Genomic DNA, 23944 nt, shown 5'->3' with positions numbered 1-23944 from the left:
CCCGGCGGCCATGTTCTCGGTTACCTACGCGCAGCTCAACGGCTGGCTCACCGCCTTCCTGTGGCCGTTCGTGCGGATGCTCGCGCTCGTCGCGACGGCGCCCGTCGTCGGCCACGCGTCGGTGCCCGTGCGCGTGAAGATCGGCATTGCCGCATTCATGGCGCTGGTCGTCGCGCCGACGCTCGGCGCGATGCCGGACGTCACCGTGTTCTCCGCGCAGGGCATCTGGATCGTCGTCACGCAGTTCCTGATCGGCATCGCGATGGGCTTCACGATGCAGCTCGTGTTCGCGGCCGTCGAGGCGGCCGGCGACTTCATCGGGCTGTCGATGGGGCTCGGTTTCGCGACTTTCTTCGATCCGCATTCGAACGGGGCGACACCGGTGCTGGGCCGCTTCCTGAACGCGATCGCGATGCTCGCGTTCCTCGCGGTGGACGGCCACCTGCAGGTGTTCGCGGCGCTCGCCGCATCGTTCCAGTCGCTGCCGGTGTCGGCCGACCTGCTGCACGCGCCCGGCTGGCGCACGCTCGCCGCGTTCGGCGCGACCGTGTTCGAGATGGGGCTGCTGCTCGCGCTGCCGGTCGTCACCGCGCTGCTGATCGCGAACCTCGCGCTCGGCATCCTGAACCGCGCGGCGCCGCAGATCGGCGTATTCCAGGTCGGCTTCCCCGTCACGATGCTCGTCGGGCTGTTGCTCGTGCAACTGATGATCCCGAACCTCGTGCCGTTCGTGTCGCACCTGTTCGACATGGGGCTCGATGCGATGGGGCGGACTCTGACCGGCTGGCGCTAGCCGCATCCGGCCCCCGTTGCTGGAAAACCCCTAAAGGAATCGCCGGCCCGCGAAAGGTAGCGGAAGGTTTCGCGTCCCTATACTCGTCGTGACGATGCAGCACGCATCGCGCCAGACGAATACAACGAACGGAGACGACCCGATGCGACCCATCCTGCGCACCCTCGCCGTGGCAGCCAGCCTGAGCTGCGCGCTTGCCGCTCACCCCGCTTTCGCCGACGACGGCGGCAAGATCACGATCATGGTCGGCGGGATCGCGAAGCTGATCTACCTGCCCGCGCGGCTCACGCAGGAGCTCGGCTACTTCAAGGCCGAAGGGCTCGATGTCGAGCTGCTGTCGCAGCCGGCCGGCGTCGACGCCGAGAACGAGCTGCTGGCGGGCGCCGTACAGGGCGTCGTCGGCTTCTACGACCACACGATCGACCTGCAGAGCAAGGGCAAGGACGTGAAGGCGATCGCCGTGTTCGGCCAGGTGCCGGGCGAAGTCGAGATGGTGTCGACCAAGGCCGCGCCGACGTTCAAGTCGATGGCCGACGCGAAGGGCAAGACGCTCGGCGTGACGGGCCTCGGCTCGTCGACGAGCTTCCTCACGCAATACCTTGCACTGCAGCACGGCGTGCCGTCGACGCAGTACACGATGCTGCCGGTCGGCGCCGACGCGAGCTTCATCGCCGCGATCAAGCAGGGCCGCATCGATGCCGGCATGACGACCGAGCCGACGGTGTCCGCGCTCGAGAAGATGGGCGACGCGAAGGTGCTGGTCGACCTGCGCACGCTGGAAGGCACGCGCGCCGCGCTCGGCGGCACCTACCCGGCCGCAAGCCTGTACGTGCAGTCCGCGTGGGCCGATGCGCACAAGGCGGAAGCGACCAAGCTCGCGCACGCGTTCGCGAAGACGATGCAGTTCATCCACACGCACAGCGCCGAGGACATCGCCGCGAAGATGCCGGCCGACTACCAGAAGGACAAGGCGCTGTACGTGTCCGCGCTGAAGGCGTCGCTGCCGATGTATACGGCCGACGGCAGGATGCCGGCCGACGGCCCGGCGACCGTGCTGAAGGTGCTGTCCGCGTTCAACCCGTCGGTGAAGGGCAAGCACATCGACCTCGCGCGCACCTTCACGAACGATTTCGTGAACGCGAAGTAACGCGCGGCGCCGGCGGCGGCGATCCCGCCGCCGTGCGCTCCCCGTTCCGGTCCGGCTGGCCGGCCCGGCGTCGTCACGCTGCGACGCCCTCTTCACCCGCAGGACGAATGCGATGAACCAGGCAGTCTCCCCGAGCACACCGGCGATCGAGTTTCGCAACGTGTCGTGCCGCTTCATTTCGCCGGAAGGCAAGGCCACCGTCGCGCTGCGCGACTTCAGCATGAGCGTCGCGCGCGGCGAGTTCATCGCGATCGTCGGGCCGACCGGCTGCGGCAAGTCCACGACGCTGAACCTGATCACCGGGCTGCTCGAGCCCGTGTCGGGCGAAGTGCGCGTGATGGGGCGTCCGGTCGACGGGATCGACCCGCGCATCGGCTTCGTGTTCCAGGCCGACGCGGTGTTCCCGTGGCGCAACGTGATCGACAACGTCGCGGCGGGCCCGCTGTTTCGCGGCCGCTCGAAGGACGTCGCGTATGCGCAGGCCGAGGAATGGATCCGCAAGGTCGGCCTCGACAAGTTCACGAAGCACTACCCGCACCAGTTGTCCGGCGGGATGAGGAAGCGCGTCGCGCTCGCGCAGACCTTCATCAACCAGCCGGAAATCCTGCTGATGGACGAGCCGTTCTCCGCGCTCGACATGCAGACGCGCACGCTGATGCAGGACGAGCTGCTGCAGCTCTGGTCCGCGAACAAGGGCTCGGTCGTGTTCGTCACGCACGATCTCGAAGAGGCGATCGCGCTCGCCGACCGCGTGTTCGTGCTGACCGCGCGCCCCGCGACGCTCAAGCGCGTATACGAGATCGACCTGCCGCGCCCGCGCGTCACGTCGGAGATCCGCTACGACACGCGCTTCATCGAAATTTCCAAGGACATCTGGCACGACCTGCGCGAAGAAGTGCAGATCGGCTGACGCATACGCCGCACGGCAAGGACAGCAAGGACAGGAGCATGACCGACATGACGCTTCCCCCCACCGCCATTCCGGCGACGACGCTCGAGGACGACGAGCGCGCCGCGCAACGCCGGCTGCGACGCCGGCGCAACCTGATCGTCACGCTGCGGATCGCCGTGCTGGTCGTCGTGCTGGGCGGGTGGGAACTCGCCGCACGGCTCAAGTGGATCGATCCGTTCTTCTTCTCGATGCCGTCGCTGATCTTCGAGCAGATCCGCGACTGGTTCGTGAACGGCACGTCGCAGGGCCCGCTGCTCACGCAGGTATGGGTCACCCTCGAGGAAACCGGGATCGGCTTCGTGATCGGCTCGGTCGCCGGCGTGATCTGCGGGATCGTGCTCGGCCGCAACAAGCTGATGGCCGACGTGTTCGGCCTGTACATCCAGATCGCGAACTCGATCCCGCGCGTCGTGCTCGGCTCGATCTTCGTGATCGCGCTCGGCCTCGGGATGGCGTCGAAGATCGCGCTGGCCGTCGTGATGGTGTTCTTCGTCGTGTTCGGCAACGCGTTCCAGGGCGTGCGCGAAGCCGACCGCTACCTGATCGCGAATGCGCAGATCCTCGGTGCGTCGCGCCGGCAGATCACCACGGCCGTCGTGATCCCGTCCGCGCTGAGCTGGATTCTCGCGAGCCTGCACGTGAGTTTCGGTTTCGCGCTGGTCGGCGCGGTGGTCGGCGAATTCCTGGGTTCCAAGCAGGGCATCGGGCTGCTAATCTCCACCGCCCAGGGCGCGTTCAACGCGAGCGGCGTGTTCGCGGCGATGATCGTGCTGGCCGTGGTCGCGCTGGCCGCCGACTACCTGCTGACCTGGCTCGAGAAGCGGCTGTTGAAGTGGCGGCCCGCGGCGTTCTGAACGCCGCCGGTGCACGCCTGACATGACACTTCCGACCGCGCCGGCGACCCCGGCGCGGTTCGGCATTGCGGAGAAGGAGCACAACGGGATGGCGCACAGCCTGCGCGGGCGGCTGCTGTGGTGGCTGCTGCTGCCGCTCGCGGTGTTCGTGCTGATCGCGGGCGCGATGTCGTACGACACCGCGCGGACCACGGCCGGGCTCGTGCAGGACAGCGCGCTCGTCGCATCGGCGCGCACGATCGGCGAGGACGTTGAATGGCGCAATGGACGGCCGATGGCCGACGTGCCGCCGGCCGCGCTGGAGATCTTCGAGTCGCCGTCGGGCGATTCGGTGTTCTACAAGGTGATCGACGGCCACGAGCGCCTGCTCGCCGGCAATCCGGCCCTCGAGCTGCCCGCGCGGCACGGCGTCGAGCCGACGCTGTACGACACGTCGCTCGACGGCGTGCCGCTGCGCGCGGTGGCCTACGATCGCCAGCTGTACGACGAGGGACAGGTCGAGACGGTCACGGTGGTCGTCGCGAAGACGACGCGCTCGCACGGCGCGATGGTCGCGACGATCTGGCGGCCGCAGCTCGTGCGGCTGTCGCTGATGCTGGTGCTCGCGGTGGTGCTCGTGACTCTCGGCCTCACGTTCGAGCTGCGCCCGCTGATGAAGCTGAAGGACGACGTGGCCGACCGCGGGCCGATGGAGCTGGAGCCGATCCGCCCCGAGCGGTTGCAGCACGAACTGCGGCCGATCGTCGACGCGATCAACCAGTGCATCGCGCGGCTGAACATGCACACCGCCACGCAGCGCCGCTTCATCGCGGATGCGGCGCACCAGCTGCGCACGCCGATCGCGGTGCTCGATACGCAGATCCAGTATGCGCAGCAGCGCGGGCACGACGATCCTGAGCTGGCGACGGTGCTCGACAGCATGCAGCGCAGCAGCCGCAAGATGGCCGACGTGACCGACAAGCTGCTGCTGCTCGCGCATGCGGAAGCGACGCCGTCGACGCTCCTGACCCATCGCGTCGATCTCGCGGCCGTGGTGTCGAGCGTGCTGGAGGAGACGATCGTGCTTGCGCAGCGGCGCGACATCGACCTCGGCGCCGATCTCGGCGAGCGGCTCGACGTCGCCGGCAGCGACAGCCTGCTGACCGCGCTGGTGATGAACCTCGTCGACAACGCGGTGCGCTACACGCAGCCGGGCGGCTGCGTGACCGTCTGCGCGCGGCGCGACGGCGACGCGGTCGTGCTCGACGTGGTCGACAACGGCCCCGGCATCCCGGCCGAAGCGCGGCCGCACGTGTTCAAGCGGTTCTACCGCGTGTCGGCCGACACCGAGGGCTCGGGCCTCGGGCTCGCGATCGTGCGCGAGATCGCGCAGGCGCACGGCGGCAGCGCGTCGCTTGCGCCGGGGCCCGGCAATCGCGGTATCGTCGTGACCGTACGGCTGCCCGCCTACGATTGAAGAGAAAGCCGTCATGAAACTCCTGCTGGTCGAAGACAACGCCGAACTCGCGCACTGGATCGTGAACCTGCTGCGCGGCGAGGATTTCGCGGTCGACTGCGTCGGCGACGGCGAACGCGCGGACACCGTGCTGAAGACCGAACGCTACGACGCCGTGCTGCTCGACATGCGGCTGCCCGGCATCAGCGGCAAGGAGGTGCTCGCGCGGCTGCGGCGCCGCAACGACAACGTGCCGGTGCTGATGCTGACCGCGCACGGTTCGGTCGACGACAAGGTCGACTGCTTCGGCGCGGGCGCCGACGATTACGTCGTGAAGCCGTTCGAGTCGCGCGAACTCGTCGCGAGAATCCGCGCGCTGATCCGCCGGCAGGCCGGCGTCGGCACGACGCAGCTCGTGTGCGGCGACCTCGTCTACGCATTCGGCACGCGCGAATTCCGCTGCGGCGAAACGGTGCTGGCGCTGCGCCGCCGCGAGCATGCGATCCTCGAAACGCTGATGCTGCAGCAGAACAAGACGGTGTCGAAGGCGCGGCTGATGGACAGCGTGTTCGCGCTCGACGACGAGCCGAGCGCCGACGCGATCGACATCTACATCCACCGGCTGCGCAAGCATCTCGCGGGCAGCACGGCCGAAATCATCACGTTGCGCGGGCTCGGTTACATCCTGCGCATGAAGAGCACGCAGGACTGACGGGCGCGCTCCCGTCGCACGAAACGTCGATTCGTAGCACGAAAGGTTGACCAGGCCAGCCGGATGCCCGGCAGGCCCGCTTGCGCGCGCCCGCCCGATCCGTGATGGTCGCGCGTTCGGTGTTTTCACCGATCCGATTGTTGCGTCCGGGAAAGCGTCGTGAAGGATTGCACGCTCTACGATGCTACGCGTCGGCCCTCTCGCTGTGGCCGGCAAGAGTCGGCATAGGCATACATTACGTACTGCCAACGACCAGATTTCAATGCGGCAGCTCGGAGGAGACGATCTTGAAACGAAAAACCCTTGCCCTTTCCATCGCGGCGGCCGGCCTGTGCGCCGGCACCCAGGCGCATGCGCAGTCGAGCGTGCAGCTCTACGGGCTGATGGACCTGAGCTTTCCGACCTACCGGACCCACGCCGACGCGAACGGCAATCACGTGATCGGGATGGGCAACGAAGGCGAGCCGTGGTTCAGCGGCAGCCGCTGGGGCCTGCGCGGCGCCGAAGACATCGGCGGCGGCACCAAGGTCATCTTCCGCCTCGAAAGCGAATTCGTGGTCGCGAACGGCCAGATGGAAGACGAAGGCCAGATTTTCGACCGCGACGCATGGGTGGGTGTCGAGGACGAGCGCTTCGGCAAGCTGACGGCCGGCTTCCAGAACACGATCGCGCGCGATTCGGCCGCGATCTACGGCGACCCGTACGGTTCCGCGAAGCTGTCGACCGAGGAAGGCGGCTGGACCAACTCGAACAACTTCAAGCAGATGATCTTCTACGCGGCCGGCCCGACCGGTACGCGCTACAACAACGGCATCGCGTGGAAGAAGCTGTTCAGCAACGGCATCTTCGCGAGCGCCGGCTACCAGTTCAGCAACTCGACCTCGTTCGCGACCGGCTCCGCGTACCAGGCCGCGCTCGGCTACAACGGCGGGCCGTTCAACGTGTCGGGCTTCTACAACCACGTGAACCACAACGGCTTCCGGAACCAGACGTTCTCGGTCGGCGGCAACTACACGTTCAGCATCGTGCGCCTGAATGCCGGCTACTTCCGCTACAACGGCGACCAGGGCTCGCTCGGCCAGCGCCACGACGATTCGTGGACGGTGTCGGTGAAGGTGGCGCCGCCGGGCGCGCTCGACTACGAGCTCGGCTACCAGCAGATGCGCGTCAAGAATGCCGCGAACAACGCGGACGGCTTCACGCCGAACGCGAACCTCGGCGCGTTCAGCCTGACCAACGGCGTCGCCAACGGCTTCAAGGAGACGATCTACGGGTCGGTGTTCTATCACCTGAGCAAGCGCACCGAGGTGTACCTGGCCGGCGACTACATGAAGCTGCACGGCGGCTACACGGTGTCGTCGACGTTCGGCGCGAAGAACCAGCTCGAACTGACGTCGGGCATCCGCACGCGCTTCTGATCTGAGCGCCGGCCATCCGGGCGGGGCCTGCCGGGCCCCGCCGCACCCTCCATCCGGGATTCTCCATGCGGGCACGCCGGCGCCAGACGCCAACCGTGCCCTTTTTTTCGTGCTTTCCAGCGCGCCGCTGAACGCCCGCGGCACGGCCGCCGGCCGCTGCGTGCGACAACCGGCCCGAATCCGCTGGCGGCCCGTCCGGCGGGCGATCGCGGCCGATGCGCGCACGCTCGGCCCACATCGGCGCTTGACCTGCGCCGACCGACTCGCTAGCGTTTCGGGTTTGCCCGGGTGGCTATTGCCGCCGGTGCCGTGAGCGCGCCCGACGTCCTGGCGCGCGCGGCCGGGCTCCGATGGAAAAGACGATGCAGAAACTCGATGCGGCCAGCCCGCAGGCGATGTCGACGGATTTCACCGCCGACAACGTCGCGCGCCTGAAGGCGCTGTTCCCCGAACTCGTGACCGAAGGGCCGGACGGCGCGTCGGTCGACGTCGACGTGCTCCAGGCGCTGGTCGGCGAACGCACGGTCGGCGACGCCGACGAGCGCTACGGCTTCCACTGGCACGGCAAGCGCGGCGCGCGCCAGGCCGCGCTCACGCCGTCGACCGGCACGCTGCGGCCCTGCCCCGACGACAGCGTCGCGTGGGACGACACGCGCCACCTCGTGATCGAGGGCGACAACCTCGACGTGATGAAGCTGCTGCACAAGAGTTATGCCGGCAAGGTGAAGCTCGTCTACATCGACCCGCCGTACAACACCGGCAGCGATTTCGTCTATCCGGACGACTTCAGCGACAGCATCCGCCACTACCTGGCGATGACCGGGCAGACCCAGGGCGGCGTGAAGCGCAGCACCAACACCGAGGCGAACGGCCGGTTCCACACCGACTGGCTGAACATGATGTATCCGCGCCTGAAGCTCGCGCACGCGCTGCTGTCCGACGAAGGGCTGATCGCGGTGCACATCGACGAGCATGAAGTGCATGCGCTCGTGCTGATGCTGCGCGAGATCTTCGGCGAGGAGAACGAGCTCGGCGTGGCCGTGTGGGACAAGCGCAATCCGAAGGGCGACGCGCGCGGCGTCGCATACCAGCACGAATCGCTGGTGCTGTTCGCGCGCAACGCCGAGACGCTGCTCGAACGCGCGCCGCTCAAGCGCCCGAAGCGCAACGCCCAGCGCATGCTCGATGCCGCGCACGACGCCATGTACCGCAGCGGCAACGCGAAGGACGCGCAGAAGGCGTATCGCGCGTGGATGAAGGCGCAGACCAACCTGTCCGGCGGCGAAGTGATGTACGACCGGCTGTCGGAGGAAGGCCGCGTGTACCGCCTCGTGTCGATGGCCTGGCCGAACAAGAAGAAGGCGCCGGAAGAGTATTTCACGCCGCTGATCCATCCGGTCACCGGCAAGCCGTGCGCGATGCCCGCGCGCGGCTGGCGCAACCCGCCCGCGACGATGCAGGCGCTGATCGAGCGCGGCCAGATCGAATTCGGCGCGGACGAGACCACGCAGCCGCAGCGGATCTACTACCTCGACGAGAACATGTACGAGAACGTGCCGTCGGTGCTGCCGTTCGCCGGCTCCGACGACGCGCTCCTGAAGACGCTCGGCATCCCGTTCGACCTGCCGAAGCCGGTCGATTTCGCGGCGGCCGTGATCGGCTGGTGCACGCGCGGCGACGACATCGTGCTCGACTGCTTCGCGGGCTCCGGCTCGACCGGCCACGCGGTGATGCAGGTGAACGCCACCGACGGCGGCGCGCGCCGCTACATCCTCGTGCAGCTGCCCGAGGCGCTCGACCGCCGCGACAAGACGCAGCAGGCGGCCGCCGATTTCTGCGCGAAGCTGAAAAAGCCGCTGACGCTCGCCGAAGTGACCAAGGAGCGCCTGCGCCGCGCCGCGCAGCAGGTCGCGCGCGACTATCCGGAAAGTTATGGCGACCTGGGCTTTCGCGTGTACCGGCTCGACACCACCAACGTGATCGAGTGGGATCCGCGCCGCGACGATTTCGACCACGCCCTTTTCGCATCCGTCGAGCACGTGAAGACCGGCCGCACCGAGGACGACCTGCTCGCGGAGCTGACGCTGAAGCTCGGCCTCGACCTGTGCACGCCGGTCGAGCATCACCAGGTGGCGGGCAAGACCGTGCACCTGATCGGCCGCGCGATCGTCGCGTGCTTCGATGCGCGCATCGCGCGCGACGACGCGGGCCCGCTCGCCGACGGCATCGTCGACCTGCTCGACGCAACCGGCGCGACGCGCGACGTCACGTGCCTGTTCCGCGACAGCGGCTTCGTCGACGACGTCGCGAAGCTCAATCTCGCCGCGCTGCTCGAACAGCACGGCGTGAAGCGCGTGCGGAGCCTGTGATGCGGCTGCATTTCGAAGCGGATCTCGACTACCAGCGCGAGGCGATCGACGCCGTCTGCGACCTGTTTCGCGGCCAGGAATCGTATCGCGGCGACTTCAGCGTGCTCGCGAACGCCGCGCCCGGCACGACGGCCGCGGCGCAAGGTTCGCTCGGCTTCGCGGTGTCGGAGCAAGGGGTCGGCAACCGGCTGTCGCTGACCGACGACGCGCTCGCGCGCAATCTCGCCGACGTGCAGCTGCGCGGCGGCCTGCCGCCGTCCGGCCTGCCCGGCTCGCGCGACTTCACCGTCGAGATGGAGACCGGCACCGGCAAGACCTACGTGTACCTGCGCACGATCTTCGAGCTGAACCGCCGCTACGGCTTCACGAAGTTCGTGATCGTCGTGCCGTCGATCGCGATCAAGGAAGGCGTGCACAAGACGCTGTCCATCACCGAGGATCACTTCCGCGCGCTGTACGCGGGCGTGCCGTACGACTACTTCCTGTACGACTCGGCGAAGCTCGGCCAGGTGCGCCACTTCGCGGCGAGCGCGGCGATCCAGATCATGGTGATGACGGTTGCCGCGATCAACAAGAAGGAAATCAACAACCTCTACAAGGACAGCGAGAAGACCGGCGGCGAGAAGCCGATCGACCTGATCCGCGCGACGCGGCCGATCGTGATCGTCGACGAGCCGCAGAGCGTCGACGGCGGGCTCGAAGGGCGCGGCCGCGAAGCGCTCGCCGCGATGGCGCCGCTCTGCACGCTGCGCTACTCGGCCACGCACGTCGACCGTCACCACATGGTGTACCGGCTCGACGCGGTCGACGCGTACGAGCGCAAGCTCGTCAAGCAGATCGAGATCGCGTCGGCGATCGTCGAGGATGCGCACAACAAGCCGTACGTGCGGCTCGTCGGCGTGTCGAACCGGCGCGGCGCGATCAGCGCGCGCGTCGAGCTCGACGTCGCGACGGCGGCCGGCGTGAAGCGCCAGATCGTGACGGTCACCGACGGCGACGATCTCGAACGCCTGACCCGGCGCGCGCTGTATGCGGGGCTGCGGATCGGCGAAGTGCACGCGGTGAAGGGTGCCGAGTACGTCGAGCTGCGCCATCCGGAAGGCGAGGCGTTCCTGTCGCTCGGCGAGGCGTTCGGCGACATCGACACGCTCGCCGTGCAGCGCGAGATGATCCGCCGCACGATCCGCGAGCATCTCGACAAGGAGCTGCGCCTCGCGGAGCGCGGCGTGAAGGTGCTGTCGCTGTTCTTCGTCGATTCGGTCGAGCGTTATCGCCGCTACGACGAGAACGGGATGCCCGTGAAGGGCGACTACGCGCTGATCTTCGAGGAGGAATATGCGCGCGCGGCACGCGTGCCGGCCTACCGTGCGCTGTTCGACGGCGTCGACGTCGCGCTCGAAGTCGGGCGCGCGCACAACGGCTACTTCTCGATCGACCGCAAGGGCGGCTGGACCGACACGAGCGAAAGCAGCGCGGCGGCGCGCGAGAACGCGGAGCGCGCGTACGGCCTGATCATGCGCGAGAAGGAAGCGCTGCTGTCGTTCGACACGCCGCTGAAGTTCATCTTCTCGCACTCGGCGCTGAAGGAAGGCTGGGACAACCCGAACGTGTTCCAGATCTGCACGCTGCGCGACATTCAGACCGAGCGCGAGCGCCGCCAGACGCTCGGCCGCGGGCTGCGCCTCGCGGTCGACCAGGACGGCGAACGCGTGCGCGACGCGGGCGTGAACACGCTCACCGTGATCGCGACCGAGCGCTACGAGTCGTTCGCGGAAAACCTGCAGAAGGAAATCGAGGCCGATACGGGCATCCGTTTCGGGATCGTCGAGGAACACCAGTTCGCGGCGCTGCCCGTGCAGGAAGCCGACGGGCCCGCGCACGCGCTCGGCATCGAGCTGTCGCGCGTGCTGTGGAACCACCTGCATGAGCAGGGCTACGTCGACGCGCAGGGCAAGGTGCTCGACCGGCTGAAGGATGCACTGCGCCAGAGCGCGCTGGTGCTGCCCGAGGCGTTCGAGAGGCTGCGTGCGCCGATCGTCGCGACGCTGCGCAAGCTGTCGGGCCGCTTCACGGTGCGCAACGCCGACGAGCGCCGCGCGATCGCGTTGCGGCGCGATGCGTCGGGCAAGGCCGTCGTGTTCGGCGAGGATTTCCGGTCGCTGTGGGACCGGATTCGCCATCGCACCGTGTACCGCGTCGAGTTCGACAACGCGAAACTCGTGCGCGACTGCGCGGCCGCCTTGCGCGATGCGCCGGACATCGCGCGTGCGCGGCTGCAGTGGCGCAAGGCCGAGATCGACATCGGCAAGGCCGGCATCGAGGCGATCGAGGTGGCCGGCGCCGGCACGGTGCTGATCGACGAAGGCGAGCTGCCGCTGCCCGACCTGCTCACCGAGCTGCAGGACCGCACGCAGCTCACGCGCCGTTCGCTCGCGACGATCCTGGCCGACAGCGGCCGGCTCGAGGATTTCCGCGTGAATCCGCAGCAGTTCATCGCGGTCGCGGCCGAGGCGATCAACCGCTGCAAGCGCCACGCGCTCGTCGCGGGCATCGCGTACCGCAAGCTCGGCGAGCGCCACGTGCATGCGCTCGAATCGTTCGAGAGCGAGGCGCTGACCGGTTATCTGCGCAACCTGCGGCCCGATGCGCGGAAGTCGATTCACGAAGCGGTCGTGTGCGAGACGGACGCGGAGCGCGCGTTCGCCGACGCGCTCGAGGCGCACGACGGCGTGAAGCTGTACGCGAAGCTGCCCGCGTGGTTCCGCGTGCAGACACCGCTCGGCAGCTATCACCCCGACTGGGCCGTGCTCGCGGAACAGGACGGCGGCGAGCGGCTGTACTTCGTCGTCGATACGCCGAATGCGGACGGCCAGGTGCCGAGCGAGCACGAACGCGCGAAGCTCGCGTGCGGCGAAGCGCATTTCCGCGCGCTGGTGGACGGCGACGGCGCGGCGCGCTTCGTGCGCGTGCGGCAGGCCGACGCGTTGTTCGAGCCTGCGGTGCCGCCGGCGGGCGCCGGGCGGTAAGACGAAGGGCGGCGGCGAGCCGCCCTTTTTTCTGCGTCGGTCGATCGTGCCGGGTGCCGTTGCGACGCGCGCGCCGCGTATCGATTCCGCTTTTGCCGACCGCTTGAAGGCGATCCGTATTCTCGCCTGCGCGCCATGCGGTTACGGCTGGTTGCAAATCGGGTCGGCTCGAGCTTCCGGCGCAACAGGGGCGTTGCGTTTCCGCCATGAAAAAAGGGCGCCGAAGCGCCCTTCTCCCTTTTCCCGCATGCGTGCGCCGTACTTACAGCGTGCGGCCGAATGCGTTGTGATGCGAACGATGCGCGGACGTCGACGCATGCGCGGTATGGCCTGGCGCATGCCCGTGCGTATGACCGCGGCCCGGCTGCACGCCGGCGCGGTCGGCGATCGTGTCGGAGCGGTCGGCTGCGCGCGACAGGCCCTTGTCGCGGTCGCCCGCGCGCATGCCGTTCGAGTTGCTCAGCGCCTGACCGCTCATGTGGCCGCCGGACATGCCGCCCGCGTTGCCGCCCGAGCCGCCTGCGCCATGACCGCCGCCGTTGCCACCGCCATTGCCGCCGGCCGCCGCGTACGCGGACACCGAGCCGAGCGCGAGCAGCGCGGCCGTCAATACGGACAGATATCGTGGCTGTTTCATCTGGTACTCCCTGGAGCGCGTTCGTGTGACTGCATTCTATGAACGCGCAAAATTCGCGCCGCACGACGTTGTAAATGATCGTAACGGCGCGCGTGGCGCGCATTCGTCGGATCAATCCGGGTCCTGCGTGAACGGGAAACGAAACAGGCGGTGGCGGCGCCTCGGCGCCGCCCCGGTGATGAAGTCTTATTGCGCCGGCTGCGTGCCCTGCGCGGCCGCCCGGTGCTGAGCGGCCTGCTCCTGCGCCTGCTTCTTCGCCATGTGGTGGCCGACGACACAGCCGCCGACCGCACCGACGACCGCGTGGTGGCCCGCGTAGTGGCCGGCGACCCCGCCGACCACCGCCCCCTTCATGCAGCCCGCCGCGTGCGCGTTGCCGATCGTTGCGAGCGCCACGGCAGCGGCCGCAGCATACACGCTGATGTGTCGAATGGGTTTCATGTTGTCACTCTCCTCTCGTGGCAATCAACCGGGCCGCTCAGTCCCAGCGGCCGCCGCGCCAGCCGCCGCGGTCACGCCACTCGTGCTCGCGCCATTCACGGCGGCGCCACTCGTGTTCGCGCCATTCGCGCTGGCGCCAGCCATCGCCACGCCAGCCGTCATCGCGGTAGCCGACCGGCGCGTACACGACGGGCGGCGGCGGCGCGACGTAGACCGGTGCCGGCGCCGCGTAGACGCCCGGCACGCCGATGCCGACCGACAGGTCGACGTGGGCCGACGCGACGCCCGAAGCTGCCAGCGCCGCTACACCGAGAACTGCACCGAGAATAAGTTTCTTGCTCATCTCGCGACTCCCTGCACGTGTCGTGCGTCATGTGAATACGGTTCGGAGTCTAGGCACCGGACACGGACACAGGTGAAACGGGCATGCGAGACAGGTAACGGACGTTTACGAAGAGCCGCAAACCCTTGCGGGACAAGGGGGAGGCCGCACTCGAAACACCGTTGCGACGGTGCCTCGCACCGGTAAAAAGGGCGTTTCGGCACGAAACCGGGCGATTCGATCGGGCCGGCCGGCGTGCGCGGGATGCGAACCGCCCGCACCGCGCGGCGCGAGCGGTTCGCCAACGCGCGGGTCAAGCGCGGATGTCGTCGACGCTGCGCAGCCAGTGCACGCTGAACAGGTTGTCCGCGTCGGTCCACACGGTATCGGGCTCGAACCCGGCGCGGCGCGCGATCGCCTGGAAGCCGTCGATCGTGAACTTGTGCGAGTTCTCCGTATGGATGCGCTCGCCGGCTTCGAAGCGGAACGCATGGCCGCGCACGTGCACGGTTTGCGCGACGTCGCTGACGAGATGCATCTCGATGCGCTGCCGATCGCGGTCGTAGAACGCGCAATGCGAGAACGCAGCGATGTCGAAGTCCGCGCCGAGCTCCGCGTTCGCGCGCACCAGCAGGTTCAGGTTGAACTGCGCGGTCACGCCCTGCGCATCGTTGTACGCGTCGTGCAGCGTGCGCTCGTCCTTCACGAGATCGACGCCGACCAGCAGGCCGCCACCGCGCAGCAGCCGCGCGGCATCGCGCAGGAACGCGTCGGCTTCTTCCCGCGAGAAATTGCCGATCGTCGAGCCGGGAAAGAAACCGATGCGCCGCGCCGGTGTCGCGGTCAGCGCGGCCAGTTGCTCGGCCTTCGTATAGTCGGCCGCGAGCGGCGCGACGTCGAGCCACGGATAGGCCGACCGCAGTCGCGCGGCCGCGCCGTGCAGGTAGTCCGCCGAGATGTCGACCGGCACATAGCGTGCCGGCGCGTTCGCATAGTTGCCCGCGAATGCGTCGAGCAGCACGCGGATCTTCTCGAGCGAGCCGGCGCCGAATTCGACGAGTTCCGCATGCGGGCCGACGCGCCGCACGATCTCGGCCGCGCGATCGCGCAGGATGCCGAGCTCGGTACGCGTTGGGTAATACTCCGGCAGTTCGCAGATGCGGTCGAACAGCGCGGAGCCGGCCGCATCGTAGAAGTATTTCGGCGAAATGCTGCGCGGCGTGCGCGACAGTCCGTCGATCAGGTCGCGCTCGAACGCGCTCGGCCGCGCATCGCGGGCGGGTTGCTGGCCACCGCTCGTGGCCGTCTGCTCAGACGTCTCGCGCAAGTCGCACTCCCGTGAATTGCCAGCGTGCCGCCGGCGGAAAGAAATTGCGGTACGTCGGCCGTTCGTGCCCGGGCGGCGTCGCGATGCTGCTGCCGCGCAGGACCTGCTGGCCGACCATGAACTTGCCGTTGTATTCGGCCGCGACACCCGCGAGCGGCCGAAAGCCCGGATACGGCTCGTAGGACGAGCGCGTCCACTGCCATACGTGCCCGAGCATCTGCCGGATACCTTCGGCGGCAAACGCGGTTTCCCATTCGAATTCGGTCGGCAGCCGCGCGCCGGCCCATTCCGCATACGCGGCCGCTTCGTAGAAGCTCACGTGGCACACCGGCGCGTCCGGCGCGAGCGGCTCGACGCCGTGCAGGCCGAACGTGCGCCGCACGCGCGTGGCGGCCGCATCGTCGTCGTCGGGCATCCAGTACGCGGGCCCTTGCCACCCTTCCCGCTGCACCGTGGCCCAGCCGTCGGACAGCCAGAACTCGGGGCGTGTGTAACCGCCATCGGCGACGAACGCCGCGAACTCCGCATTCGTCACGAGCCGGTTCGCGATTTCGTACGGCCGCACGAGCGCCGTGTGGCGCGGCCGTTCGTTGTCGAACGAGAACGCGTCGCCGTCGTGGCCGATCTCGACGAGCCCGCCCGGCTGATGCAGCCAGCGCAGCGCGCCGGCGTCGCCGGTCGCCATCGCATCGCCGTCCATCCCGTTGCGCGGCCGGAACGCCGGCTTCAGCGGGTTGCACGAGAACGCATGCAGCATGTCGGTGACGATCAGTTCCTGGTGCTGCTGCTCGTGATGCAGGCCGAGCACGACCTCGGGCGCGATCGCGTCGAGCAGCGCCGCATCGGCGCCGGCCAGCGCGCGCAGCATCGCGTCGTCGACGTATTGCCGGTACGCGTGCACCTCGTCGAGCGACGGGCGCGTGAGCAACCCGCGCTGCGGCCGCGGATGGCGCGGACCAAGCGCTTCGTAATAGGAATTGAAGAGGAACTGGAACGCGTCGTCGAACGGCGCGTAGCCGGGCACACGGCGCATCAGCACGACGGTTTCGAAGAACCAAGTCGTATGCGCGAGATGCCATTTCGTCGGACTCGCGTCGGGCATCGACTGCACGGCCTGGTCTTCGGCGGACAGCGTCGCGGTCAGCGCGACGCTATGGGAGCGCACGTCCTGGTAACGGCGCTGAAGCTGCGAGGCAAGAAGGCTCATCGGTTTACCGTCCACGGCGCGATGCGCTGCGTTGCGTTGCCGGAAAAAGGAAAGCCTTGCGCATGATGCGCGCGGCTGACGTGCGACCTGCTGCGTCGTCGGGCAGCCGGCGCGCGCGCCGGGCCGCGGATGCGGCGTCACTTCATCTGCCCGTGCAGAACAGTATGGTCCAGAAATGTGAATGCTGCGAATCGGGATGCCGATGAAACGCGAAAGAAAGACAAATGAAAGCATCGGGTGCGCATGTGCCGGATGCGTGACGACGCGGGGATGCCCGCCCGGGCGGGCTTTGCCGGATGCCAGCCTGCGCGGCGTGCTACTGACGGCCCATGACAGCCGCGTGGCGTGCGAGTTTGTCTGACGAACGCCGTCGTGTACGGTCATCGGCACGGTGTTGAATCGCTCGGCCCTTCGCTTGCGATCTCCATCCGTGCGTGATTCGAAAAATTTTCTGAGTCGATGTCACACGCGCGGGGGCTCGCTCGTCATGTCACCGGAACCCACACGAAAGGAGAAGGAACCATGACTGCGAAACTCAATCCGTTTGCCGCCGCCCCCGCGCTGATGAAGAACTGGATGGCCGTATCGGTCGCCGCTGCCGGGAGCCTCGAGCCGACGCTGATCGAGCTCGTCAAGATCCGCGCGTCGCAGATCAACGCGTGTGCGAACTGCATTAACATGCACACCGCCGAGGCGCGCGAGCACGGCGAGACCGAGCAACGCATCTACTTGCTTGCCGCGTGGCGCGAAGCACCCTGCTATACCGACCGCGAACGCGCGGCGCTCGGCTGGACCGAGGCGCTCACGCGGCTGTCGGAGGGCCACGCCGCGCATGAAGCGGCCTATGCGGCGCTGAACGATCATTTCAGCCAGGAGGAACAGGTGAAACTCACGCTGATGATCAACGTGATCAACGGCTGGAACCGGCTCGCCGTCGGCTTCGGGCTGTGGATCGAGCCGGCCGATGCAAAGGCCGCCGCCGCGAAAATGGTGGCCTGATGACGGACCACGCCCCGGCCACGGGCAGCGCCGAAGCACGGGCCGATGCGGCGGCGAGCTTCGACCCGCTGCGCCGCACGCTGATCCGCGTTGCGTACCGGATGCTCGGTTCCGTCGCGGATGCCGAGGACGTGGTGCAGGACGCGTTCATCCGCTGGATGGACGTCGACCGTACGGAGGTGCGCGTGCCCGAGGCGTTCCTGCGCCGCATGGTGATGCGCATGTGCCTCGACCAGCTGAAGTCCGCGCGGCATCAGCGCGAGACTTACATCGGCCCGTGGCTGCCCGAGCCGGTCATCGAGGAAGACGAACAGGACGACGTCACGCTGCCGCTGCTGCTCGCGCTCGAACGGCTGTCGCCGCTCGAACGCGCGGCGTTCCTGCTGCACGACGTGTTCGGTCTCGAGTTCGACGAAGTGGCGACGACGATCCAGCGCGACGCGGCCGCGTGCCGGCAACTTGCCGCGCGGGCGCGAACGCACGTGCGCGAGGCGCGGCCGCGGTTTCATGTCGAGAAGCAGCGCGGGATCGAGCTGGCCGAGGCGTTCTTCGCGGCGTCGCGCAGCGGCGACATGCGTGCGCTCGGCGCGATGCTCGCCGAGGACGTGAGCCTGCATTCCGACGGCGGCGGCAAGCGCACGGCAGCCGGCAAGCCGGTGTTCGGCTTCGAACTCGTGATGAAGGTGCACGCGTACCTGGCGGAGCTATTCGCGACGCATGCGTCGAAGCTCGTGCGGGCCGGGTTCATCAACGGGCTGCCGGGATTCGTCACGCTGGAAGCGGATGGCGAGCTGCAGACCACCGCGCTGGAGATCGACGACGGCAAGATCGTCGCGATCTATGTCGTGCGGAATCCTGACAAATTGAAGCATCTGCACTGAAGGTGACGCGAGCCGGCGCCGTCCGCCATGCGGATGCATGGCGACGGCGCCGGCCGCCCTCTTCTTTCTGCTTCACCGATCGCCGGCTACAGCAATCAGTACATCGCGCCTACGGTGGTGAACATCAGTACGCCGAGCAGCGGCGTCGCGACGGCGAAACCGGCCGCCGCCAGCCAGTTCGTGCCACCTTGCGCTTCGAGCAGCGTGAGCAACGATTCGCGGGATGTCGCGCTGGGGCGCAGTTTTTCGATCCTGCGTTCGACGTGCCGCTTGTAGAGGCTGTTCCCGCACCAGCCGAGCGAGACCGCGATCGCAATCGTGACCGGGTCGAGCATGCTCGATTCGAAGTAGTTCGGAAAGTACAGCAGCTCGACCAGCGTGATGCCGAGCGTGGCGGCAAGCACGGCGGCCGCCTGCCAGTACATGCATCGATACGCCATCCAGACCGGGCCGAGGAAGCACGCGGCCCAGTTCCATGACTGCCGGCTCTTGCGCGCTTCGGCGATCGCCCATTTGCGCTCGAACCAGGCGGCATTCTTGCCGACGTAAGCGGCGATTTCGTCGTTGCTTGCGGACGATCCGGCGGTCGTGACCTCGGACATGGTCGTGTGCTCTCAGTCGCGCGGAGCGCGCGTGGTTGTTCTGATGCGGTGGAAATCGGGCGATGGGCGAAGCCGCCACGTCGATGCGCAGACGATTCTACGCGCCGTACAGCGACCGTTGCATGGCAGGTCGGGACGCCGGAGAGAATGTGATGCCGCGATTCGCGCAACGCATCGGGGCTTCATGCGTTGTTTCGGACCGGAAAAGAAAAACGCCACGCGATGTTGCCGCGTGGCGTTTGTATGTTTGGCGAGCCGCGTTGCCTGTAGGCAAGTTGTGCTGCCGGACCCCTTCATTTTGTTCGTTGGTAGGCTCGATTGGATTCGAACCAACGACCCCCACCATGTCAAGGTGGTGCTCTAACCAACTGAGCTACGAGCCTAAGAAGCCGCGAATTATAGAGAGGGTTTTTGAGGAGCACAAGCCCCTTCGTGAAAATTTTTTGAAACGGCGCGTGTGGACGCTGACGATCGATGGTGCCTGGCGATGCCGGGAACGTTGGCTTCACGTGCTCGCGTCACAGCAAAACGCGTCGATGCGCTGTGGTGTTATCCACATTGCCCTCTGGATAACCGTCCGGCAAGCCTCTGGATTCACAGTGGAACGATTGAGGATAGGTCGGCGAAGCGGCGAATCGACGAAAAGTTGTTCTGTGCTACCGGGCGCTGTTCACGTCGCTCACCCAGGGTTATGCATTTCGCTTCATGTTGAAAATTCAGTGCGTTACGGAGGTTATCCACTGTGGGCCACAGGACTTGTTAACTATCACTACGTATATATACGAACCCTGTTAACACCTTTGGATAAGCACAGTCCGTCGACTGTGATCTGCTCGGGATATGCACTGCGTGCAGCGAGCAGAGGAACGAAGCGGGAAGCTGTGAAGCGCTTGGGTGATACGTGAGCCGTCACATTTGTAGAATCGCTGGCATCCAGGGGAAGCCGTTCGTTGATGACTGAACCGCACGAGGTACAGTGATGACGTACAAAGTACTGATGGTCTCGCGCGGAGCGATCGATTTATCCGATGGCGTGCACGTCGTCCGCGTATTTGGCGAAGCGCTGCTGCCGACTGCGGACAACAGTCCTGCATTCGTCGTCTACGTCGACTCGATGAAGCACGTGGACCCAGGACATGATGAAAAGACGATCGATGCCGTCACACGCCAGGCCGTGATTTCAGCGATCACCGCGTATTTCTCGTCACGCCGGATGACAGTCGACTTCGAACCCTGATCGACGAAGGTGAAAACCGGCGCGATGAAATCGAAGAAAAAGCCGAGCAATGCGGGAGATGCTCACGCACCGGCTCGGTACGAGGATCCGGGCCGTGGCGCTCAGGCTCGATGACGATGCGGGTTTCCGGAAATAGTGGGAAGCGGGCGAGTTGATTGGCAGGTGCTGTCTGCGAGAGACGTTGAAGCACAGCGGCCTGGGCAGCGACGACATGCTGGCGTGAACCGAACGATGCGACAACGGCAGGTGCGATCCGCATCATGGATCGTGTGGCGCGTGTTCTGGTCATGTTTCTTTTCTTGGTCCGACGATTAACCATAACGTCCTGCTTAAACGGTAAAATCCCGCCCGACAGAGTCACAGACACCATCCGAGGGTGCTGAAATAAAAAAAGGGCTGCATCATGAACATGCCGGACATCGGCGCCGCGCTTCGCGGCGGCTTGCTTCAGCAGGATCGTTTGCTCAAGTTGGACACCCCGCTGGGGGGCAACGCACTTGCCGTACAGCGCGCAGTCGGCCGATCGCAGATCGGCAGGGACTATTCGTTTACGCTCGACGTCGTATCGAGCAATGACAGCCTTGAACTCAAGAAGCTGATTGCTCAGCCTGCGACGCTCTGGATTCGGCTCGGGAACAGCGCATATCGGCCGGTCAGCGGCTACATCTACACCGCGCGCCGGCTTGGCGCGAACGGTGGGTTGACGACCTATCAGCTCGAGTTGCGCGCCTGGATGCACGTGCTCCGGTTTCGCCGGGACGAGAAGATCTGGATCGACAAGAACGTCGAGGAAATCATTTCCGACGTACTTGGCATGCATCCGGAAGCGCGCGGGCGGTTCCGCTTTGCCTTGTCACAGCCTTTGGCGAACCGTTCGTACACGCGACAGAGCGAGACGGACTGGAACTTCGTACATCGGTTGATGGAAGAGGAGGGGCTTTACTGCGCGTGGCAGCAAGCCGACGACGGCAAGTCGCATACGCTCGTGATCACCGACAACCTGCAGGCGTTCGCGCCGCTGTCGCCGGAAATCGTGCGCTTCTACCGCGGCGGCACGGCGGGCGAAGCGGACGCGTTCACGCAATGGTCAGGCACACGCACGCTGCAGAGTGTGACGCTCACGACGCGCACATTCGATTACAAGAATCCTGCACAGCCGTCGAACCCGAAGGGCACGTCGTTGCCGACGATGGCCGGCCAGGGCGAGTTGCCGGATCAACTCGAAGTCTACGAGTACACCGGCGCTTATACGTATCTGGACCAGGCCCGTGGTGATCATCTTGCGAAGGTCAAGATGGAGGGATGGGAGTCGCAGGCAAAGCGCTTCCATGCCGCGGGCGGCGTGCGCGCGATCGATGCCGGTCGGCGCTTCACGCTGGCAGACCATCCCGAGCATGATCGTGATTCCGCCGATCAGCGCGAGTTTGCCGCAATCGAGGTCGCGTGGTGGATCGAGAACAACCTGCCCGTATCCGGTAGCGATTCGGATTTCCCGCACAGCTTGAAACGCTCGCTCGACCGGACGCGAGCACGTTACGAAAACACGCCTGGGCTTCAGGTATCACATGACGACGGATCGGTCGGTTTCTATCTGGTCGAGGTCGAGGCGCAGCGCGTGAGCGTGCCGTATCGCAGCCCGTTCGAGCACAAGAAGCCGGAGATGCATCTCGAGACGGCAATCGTCGTCGGGCCGCAGGGCGAGGAGGTCTATACCGACTCGCTGAACCGGATCCGCGTGCAGTTCGTGTGGGACCGCCTGAACCCGGGTAACGAGAATGCGTCTTGCTGGGTGCGCGTGGTGCAATCCGATACGGGCGGCGGCTACGGCGGCGTGCACGTGCCGCGTATCGGCGAGGAAGTGCTGATCGATTACGTGGGCGGCGACTGCGACCGGCCGCTGGCCGTCGGGCGCGTGTACAACGGCGCGAACCAGCCGCAGTGGCACAGCGACGGGATCCTCTCCGGCTACCGGTCGAAGGAGTATTCGGGCGGCGGCTACAACCAGCTCGTGATGGACGACGCGACCGGGCAGAACCGCGTGCAGTTGATGAGCAGCAGCGCGAACAGCCTGCTGCACCTCGGCTACATCATCGACCAGAACGGCAATTCGCGCGGCTCGTATCTCGGCAGCGGGTTCGACTTGCGCTCGGATGCGTACGGCGCGGTGCGGGCGAGCCAGGGCCTTTACGTGACGACGCACCCGAAGGCGCCGAACAGCCAGCCGCTCGACGTGAAGGAAGCGCAGCAGCAGCTCGTGACGGGTGAAAGCCTCGTCGAAGCGATGTCGGGTGTGAGCGAGCAGCATCAGGCGGAAAGCCTGAAGGAAGCGCACGACACGATGCGCGCGTTCACCGACGCGACGCAGGACAGCAAGTCGGGCAGCGCATCCGGCGGGCGCACGGCAGGCGGCGGCACGGGTAACGCGAACGCGTTCAAGGAACCGGTGATGCTGTTCGGCAGCCCGTCGGGAATCGGGATGTCGACGCAGCAGTCGGTGCATGTCGTCGCGAACGATCATGTGAACGTGGCGAGCGGGCAGAGCGTGCATGTCGCGGCGGGCAAGTCGCTGATCGGGAGCATCGGGCAGAAGCTGAGCCTGTTCGTGCAGAACGCGGGGATGAAGCTGTTCGCGGGCAAGGGCAAGGTGGAGATCCAGGCGCAGTCGGACAACATCGAGGTGACCGCGCAGAAGGCGGTGAAGGTCGTGTCGGCGACGGATCGCATCGAGATCGCGGCCGATCAGGGGATTCTGCTGACGAGCGGCGGGGCATACATCCGGATCAAGGATGGCAATGTCGAGGTCCATGCGCCCGGAAAGATCGACGTGAAGGGTGCGTCTCATACGTTCGCGGGTCCGGCGAGCATGGGGTATCCGTTGCCGAGCCCGCGGCCGGATCAGCCGGGGCAGCTGGAGTTGCTGCATCAGTACGCCAACGGCGAGGGTTTCAAGGGCGGCAAGTTCACGGTGCTGGACGCCAGCGGCGGCGTGTTGCGGGAAGGCGCGCTTGATGCGAAGGGACATACGATCGTGAGCGGCTTGCCGGCCGGCGCTGTGCAGGTCCAGTTCGGCGAGGATCCGCGCAATCAGTACGATCCGTCGAGCGTATTCAAGACGGCGCAATGGCCAGCAAAACCGATGCAGGGAGCGGATCCGACCGCGACGGCGATGTCTCAACTCGGCGGTCTGCTGCCGCCCGGGGCACTACCGGCTGCGACGAAGTTGGCGGCTATCGCGGGGCAGGCCGCGCAAGGTGGTATCGGGAAGGCGTTGAGCGGACAGGCGATGGGGCTCGCGCAGGGGGCGCTCGCAAACGTGTTGCCGTCGGGCGCGATGGGTGCGGTGTCGGGGGCGACCCAACTGGCCGGCATGGCGGGGCAGGTTGCCCAGGGAGGTGTGGGTCAGGCGATGAGCCTCGCCAAAGGTGCCCTTGGCAGTGCGTTGCCGTCTGGTGCCAGTGCGGCCCTTTCGCAGGCCAGCCAACTCGGCGCCGCAGCCCAGCAGGTCGGTGCGCTCGCCCAAGCCGCGCGCAGTGCTGTGCCTGCGCTGAAGGTTCTCTGAGTATCCGCTCGCGCAAGGCGCGACCC

19 protein-coding genes and 1 tRNA gene are annotated in these 23944 nt (G+C 66.8%); 13 read left to right on the top strand and 7 right to left on the bottom strand.

Features of this window, described 5'->3' with window-relative positions:
- Nucleotides 1-10: 10 nt before the first annotated feature.
- From fliR to VXM69_RS19305, 9 genes are all read left to right on the top strand, one after another.
- Complete coding sequence (gene fliR / locus VXM69_RS19345; protein ID WP_034188217.1) at nt 11-793, top strand: flagellar biosynthetic protein FliR; 783 nt, start codon at nt 11-13, stop codon at nt 791-793.
- Nucleotides 794-935: 142 nt separating this feature from the next.
- Entirely contained in the window at nt 936-1940 is a 1005-nt protein-coding gene (locus VXM69_RS19340; RefSeq protein ID WP_034188260.1) for an ABC transporter substrate-binding protein, read from the top strand.
- Between the two features lie 112 nt (nt 1941-2052).
- Nucleotides 2053-2850 carry an ABC transporter ATP-binding protein gene (locus VXM69_RS19335; protein ID WP_367190045.1) on the top strand — a complete coding sequence of 266 codons (798 nt, stop codon included), beginning with the start codon at nt 2053-2055 and terminating at the stop codon, nt 2848-2850.
- Nucleotides 2851-2888: 38 nt separating this feature from the next.
- Entirely contained in the window at nt 2889-3746 is an 858-nt protein-coding gene (locus VXM69_RS19330) for an ABC transporter permease (RefSeq protein WP_124608637.1), read from the top strand.
- Between the two features lie 88 nt (nt 3747-3834).
- Complete coding sequence (locus tag VXM69_RS19325) at nt 3835-5202, top strand: sensor histidine kinase (RefSeq protein ID WP_367190195.1); 1368 nt, start codon at nt 3835-3837, stop codon at nt 5200-5202.
- Between the two features lie 13 nt (nt 5203-5215).
- Nucleotides 5216-5893: a response regulator gene (locus VXM69_RS19320; protein WP_034188218.1), complete on the top strand. Its 678-nt coding sequence runs from the start codon at nt 5216-5218 to the stop codon at nt 5891-5893.
- A 287-nt stretch (nt 5894-6180) separates the two neighbouring features.
- Nucleotides 6181-7311: a porin gene (locus VXM69_RS19315; protein ID WP_034188219.1), complete on the top strand. Its 1131-nt coding sequence runs from the start codon at nt 6181-6183 to the stop codon at nt 7309-7311.
- Between the two features lie 350 nt (nt 7312-7661).
- Complete coding sequence (locus tag VXM69_RS19310; protein WP_367190044.1) at nt 7662-9680, top strand: site-specific DNA-methyltransferase; 2019 nt, start codon at nt 7662-7664, stop codon at nt 9678-9680.
- A complete protein-coding gene (locus VXM69_RS19305; protein WP_367190043.1) occupies nt 9680-12706 on the top strand; it encodes a type III restriction-modification system endonuclease in 3027 nt (1008 codons plus the stop codon). The genes VXM69_RS19310 and VXM69_RS19305 overlap by 1 nt, the downstream gene beginning before the upstream one ends.
- A gap of 262 nt (nt 12707-12968) precedes the next feature.
- Here VXM69_RS19305 and VXM69_RS19300 read toward each other — a convergent pair whose 3' ends face one another.
- From VXM69_RS19300 to egtB, 5 genes are all read right to left on the bottom strand, one after another.
- A complete protein-coding gene (locus VXM69_RS19300; RefSeq protein WP_200089457.1) occupies nt 12969-13343 on the bottom strand; it encodes a hypothetical protein in 375 nt (124 codons plus the stop codon).
- A gap of 186 nt (nt 13344-13529) precedes the next feature.
- Nucleotides 13530-13784 carry a glycine zipper 2TM domain protein gene (locus tag VXM69_RS19295; RefSeq protein WP_034188223.1) on the bottom strand — a complete coding sequence of 85 codons (255 nt, stop codon included), beginning with the start codon at nt 13782-13784 and terminating at the stop codon, nt 13530-13532.
- Nucleotides 13785-13821: 37 nt separating this feature from the next.
- Nucleotides 13822-14127: a hypothetical protein gene (locus VXM69_RS19290; RefSeq protein WP_059559518.1), complete on the bottom strand. Its 306-nt coding sequence runs from the start codon at nt 14125-14127 to the stop codon at nt 13822-13824.
- A gap of 292 nt (nt 14128-14419) precedes the next feature.
- Nucleotides 14420-15433, bottom strand: a complete 1014-nt coding sequence (egtD, locus tag VXM69_RS19285) for an L-histidine N(alpha)-methyltransferase (RefSeq protein ID WP_059559519.1) — start codon at nt 15431-15433, stop codon at nt 14420-14422.
- Nucleotides 15417-16640 (bottom strand): ergothioneine biosynthesis protein EgtB, encoded by a 1224-nt coding sequence (gene egtB / locus VXM69_RS19280; RefSeq protein WP_034188226.1) that lies wholly within the window; start codon nt 16638-16640, stop codon nt 15417-15419. Before egtB ends, egtD begins: the two co-directional genes overlap by 17 nt.
- Before the next feature lie 522 nt (nt 16641-17162).
- On the opposite strand from egtB, the gene VXM69_RS19275 reads away from it, so the two are divergent.
- Both VXM69_RS19275 and VXM69_RS19270 read left to right on the top strand, forming a co-directional pair.
- The gene (locus VXM69_RS19275; protein ID WP_034188227.1) at nt 17163-17639 is read left to right on the top strand and encodes a carboxymuconolactone decarboxylase family protein; all 477 of its coding nucleotides are present in this window, start codon (nt 17163-17165) and stop codon (nt 17637-17639) included.
- Nucleotides 17639-18520, top strand: a complete 882-nt coding sequence (locus VXM69_RS19270; RefSeq protein WP_069705831.1) for a sigma-70 family RNA polymerase sigma factor — start codon at nt 17639-17641, stop codon at nt 18518-18520. The genes VXM69_RS19275 and VXM69_RS19270 overlap by 1 nt, the downstream gene beginning before the upstream one ends.
- Nucleotides 18521-18615: 95 nt before the next feature.
- Here the strand turns inward: VXM69_RS19270 and VXM69_RS19265 are convergent, their stop codons facing one another.
- A complete protein-coding gene (locus VXM69_RS19265) occupies nt 18616-19122 on the bottom strand; it encodes a DUF2628 domain-containing protein (protein WP_034188228.1) in 507 nt (168 codons plus the stop codon).
- A 306-nt stretch (nt 19123-19428) separates the two neighbouring features.
- Nucleotides 19429-19505 (bottom strand) — tRNA-Val (locus tag VXM69_RS19260).
- A gap of 596 nt (nt 19506-20101) precedes the next feature.
- On the opposite strand from VXM69_RS19260, the gene VXM69_RS19255 reads away from it, so the two are divergent.
- Together VXM69_RS19255 and tssI are read left to right on the top strand one after the other, a co-directional pair.
- The gene (locus VXM69_RS19255; protein ID WP_049034549.1) at nt 20102-20359 is read left to right on the top strand and encodes an Imm74 family immunity protein; all 258 of its coding nucleotides are present in this window, start codon (nt 20102-20104) and stop codon (nt 20357-20359) included.
- Between the two features lie 403 nt (nt 20360-20762).
- Entirely contained in the window at nt 20763-23918 is a 3156-nt protein-coding gene (gene tssI / locus VXM69_RS19250; protein WP_367190042.1) for a type VI secretion system tip protein TssI/VgrG, read from the top strand.
- The last annotated feature ends 26 nt before the right edge of the window (nt 23919-23944 follow it).

The sequence above is a fragment of the Burkholderia sp. Ed8 genome (assembly GCF_040761425.1).
GTDB lineage: Bacteria > Pseudomonadota > Gammaproteobacteria > Burkholderiales > Burkholderiaceae > Burkholderia > Burkholderia seminalis.
The sequence above is the reverse complement of the archived record's forward strand: the minus strand, read 5'-3'. Positions and strand labels throughout refer to the sequence as shown.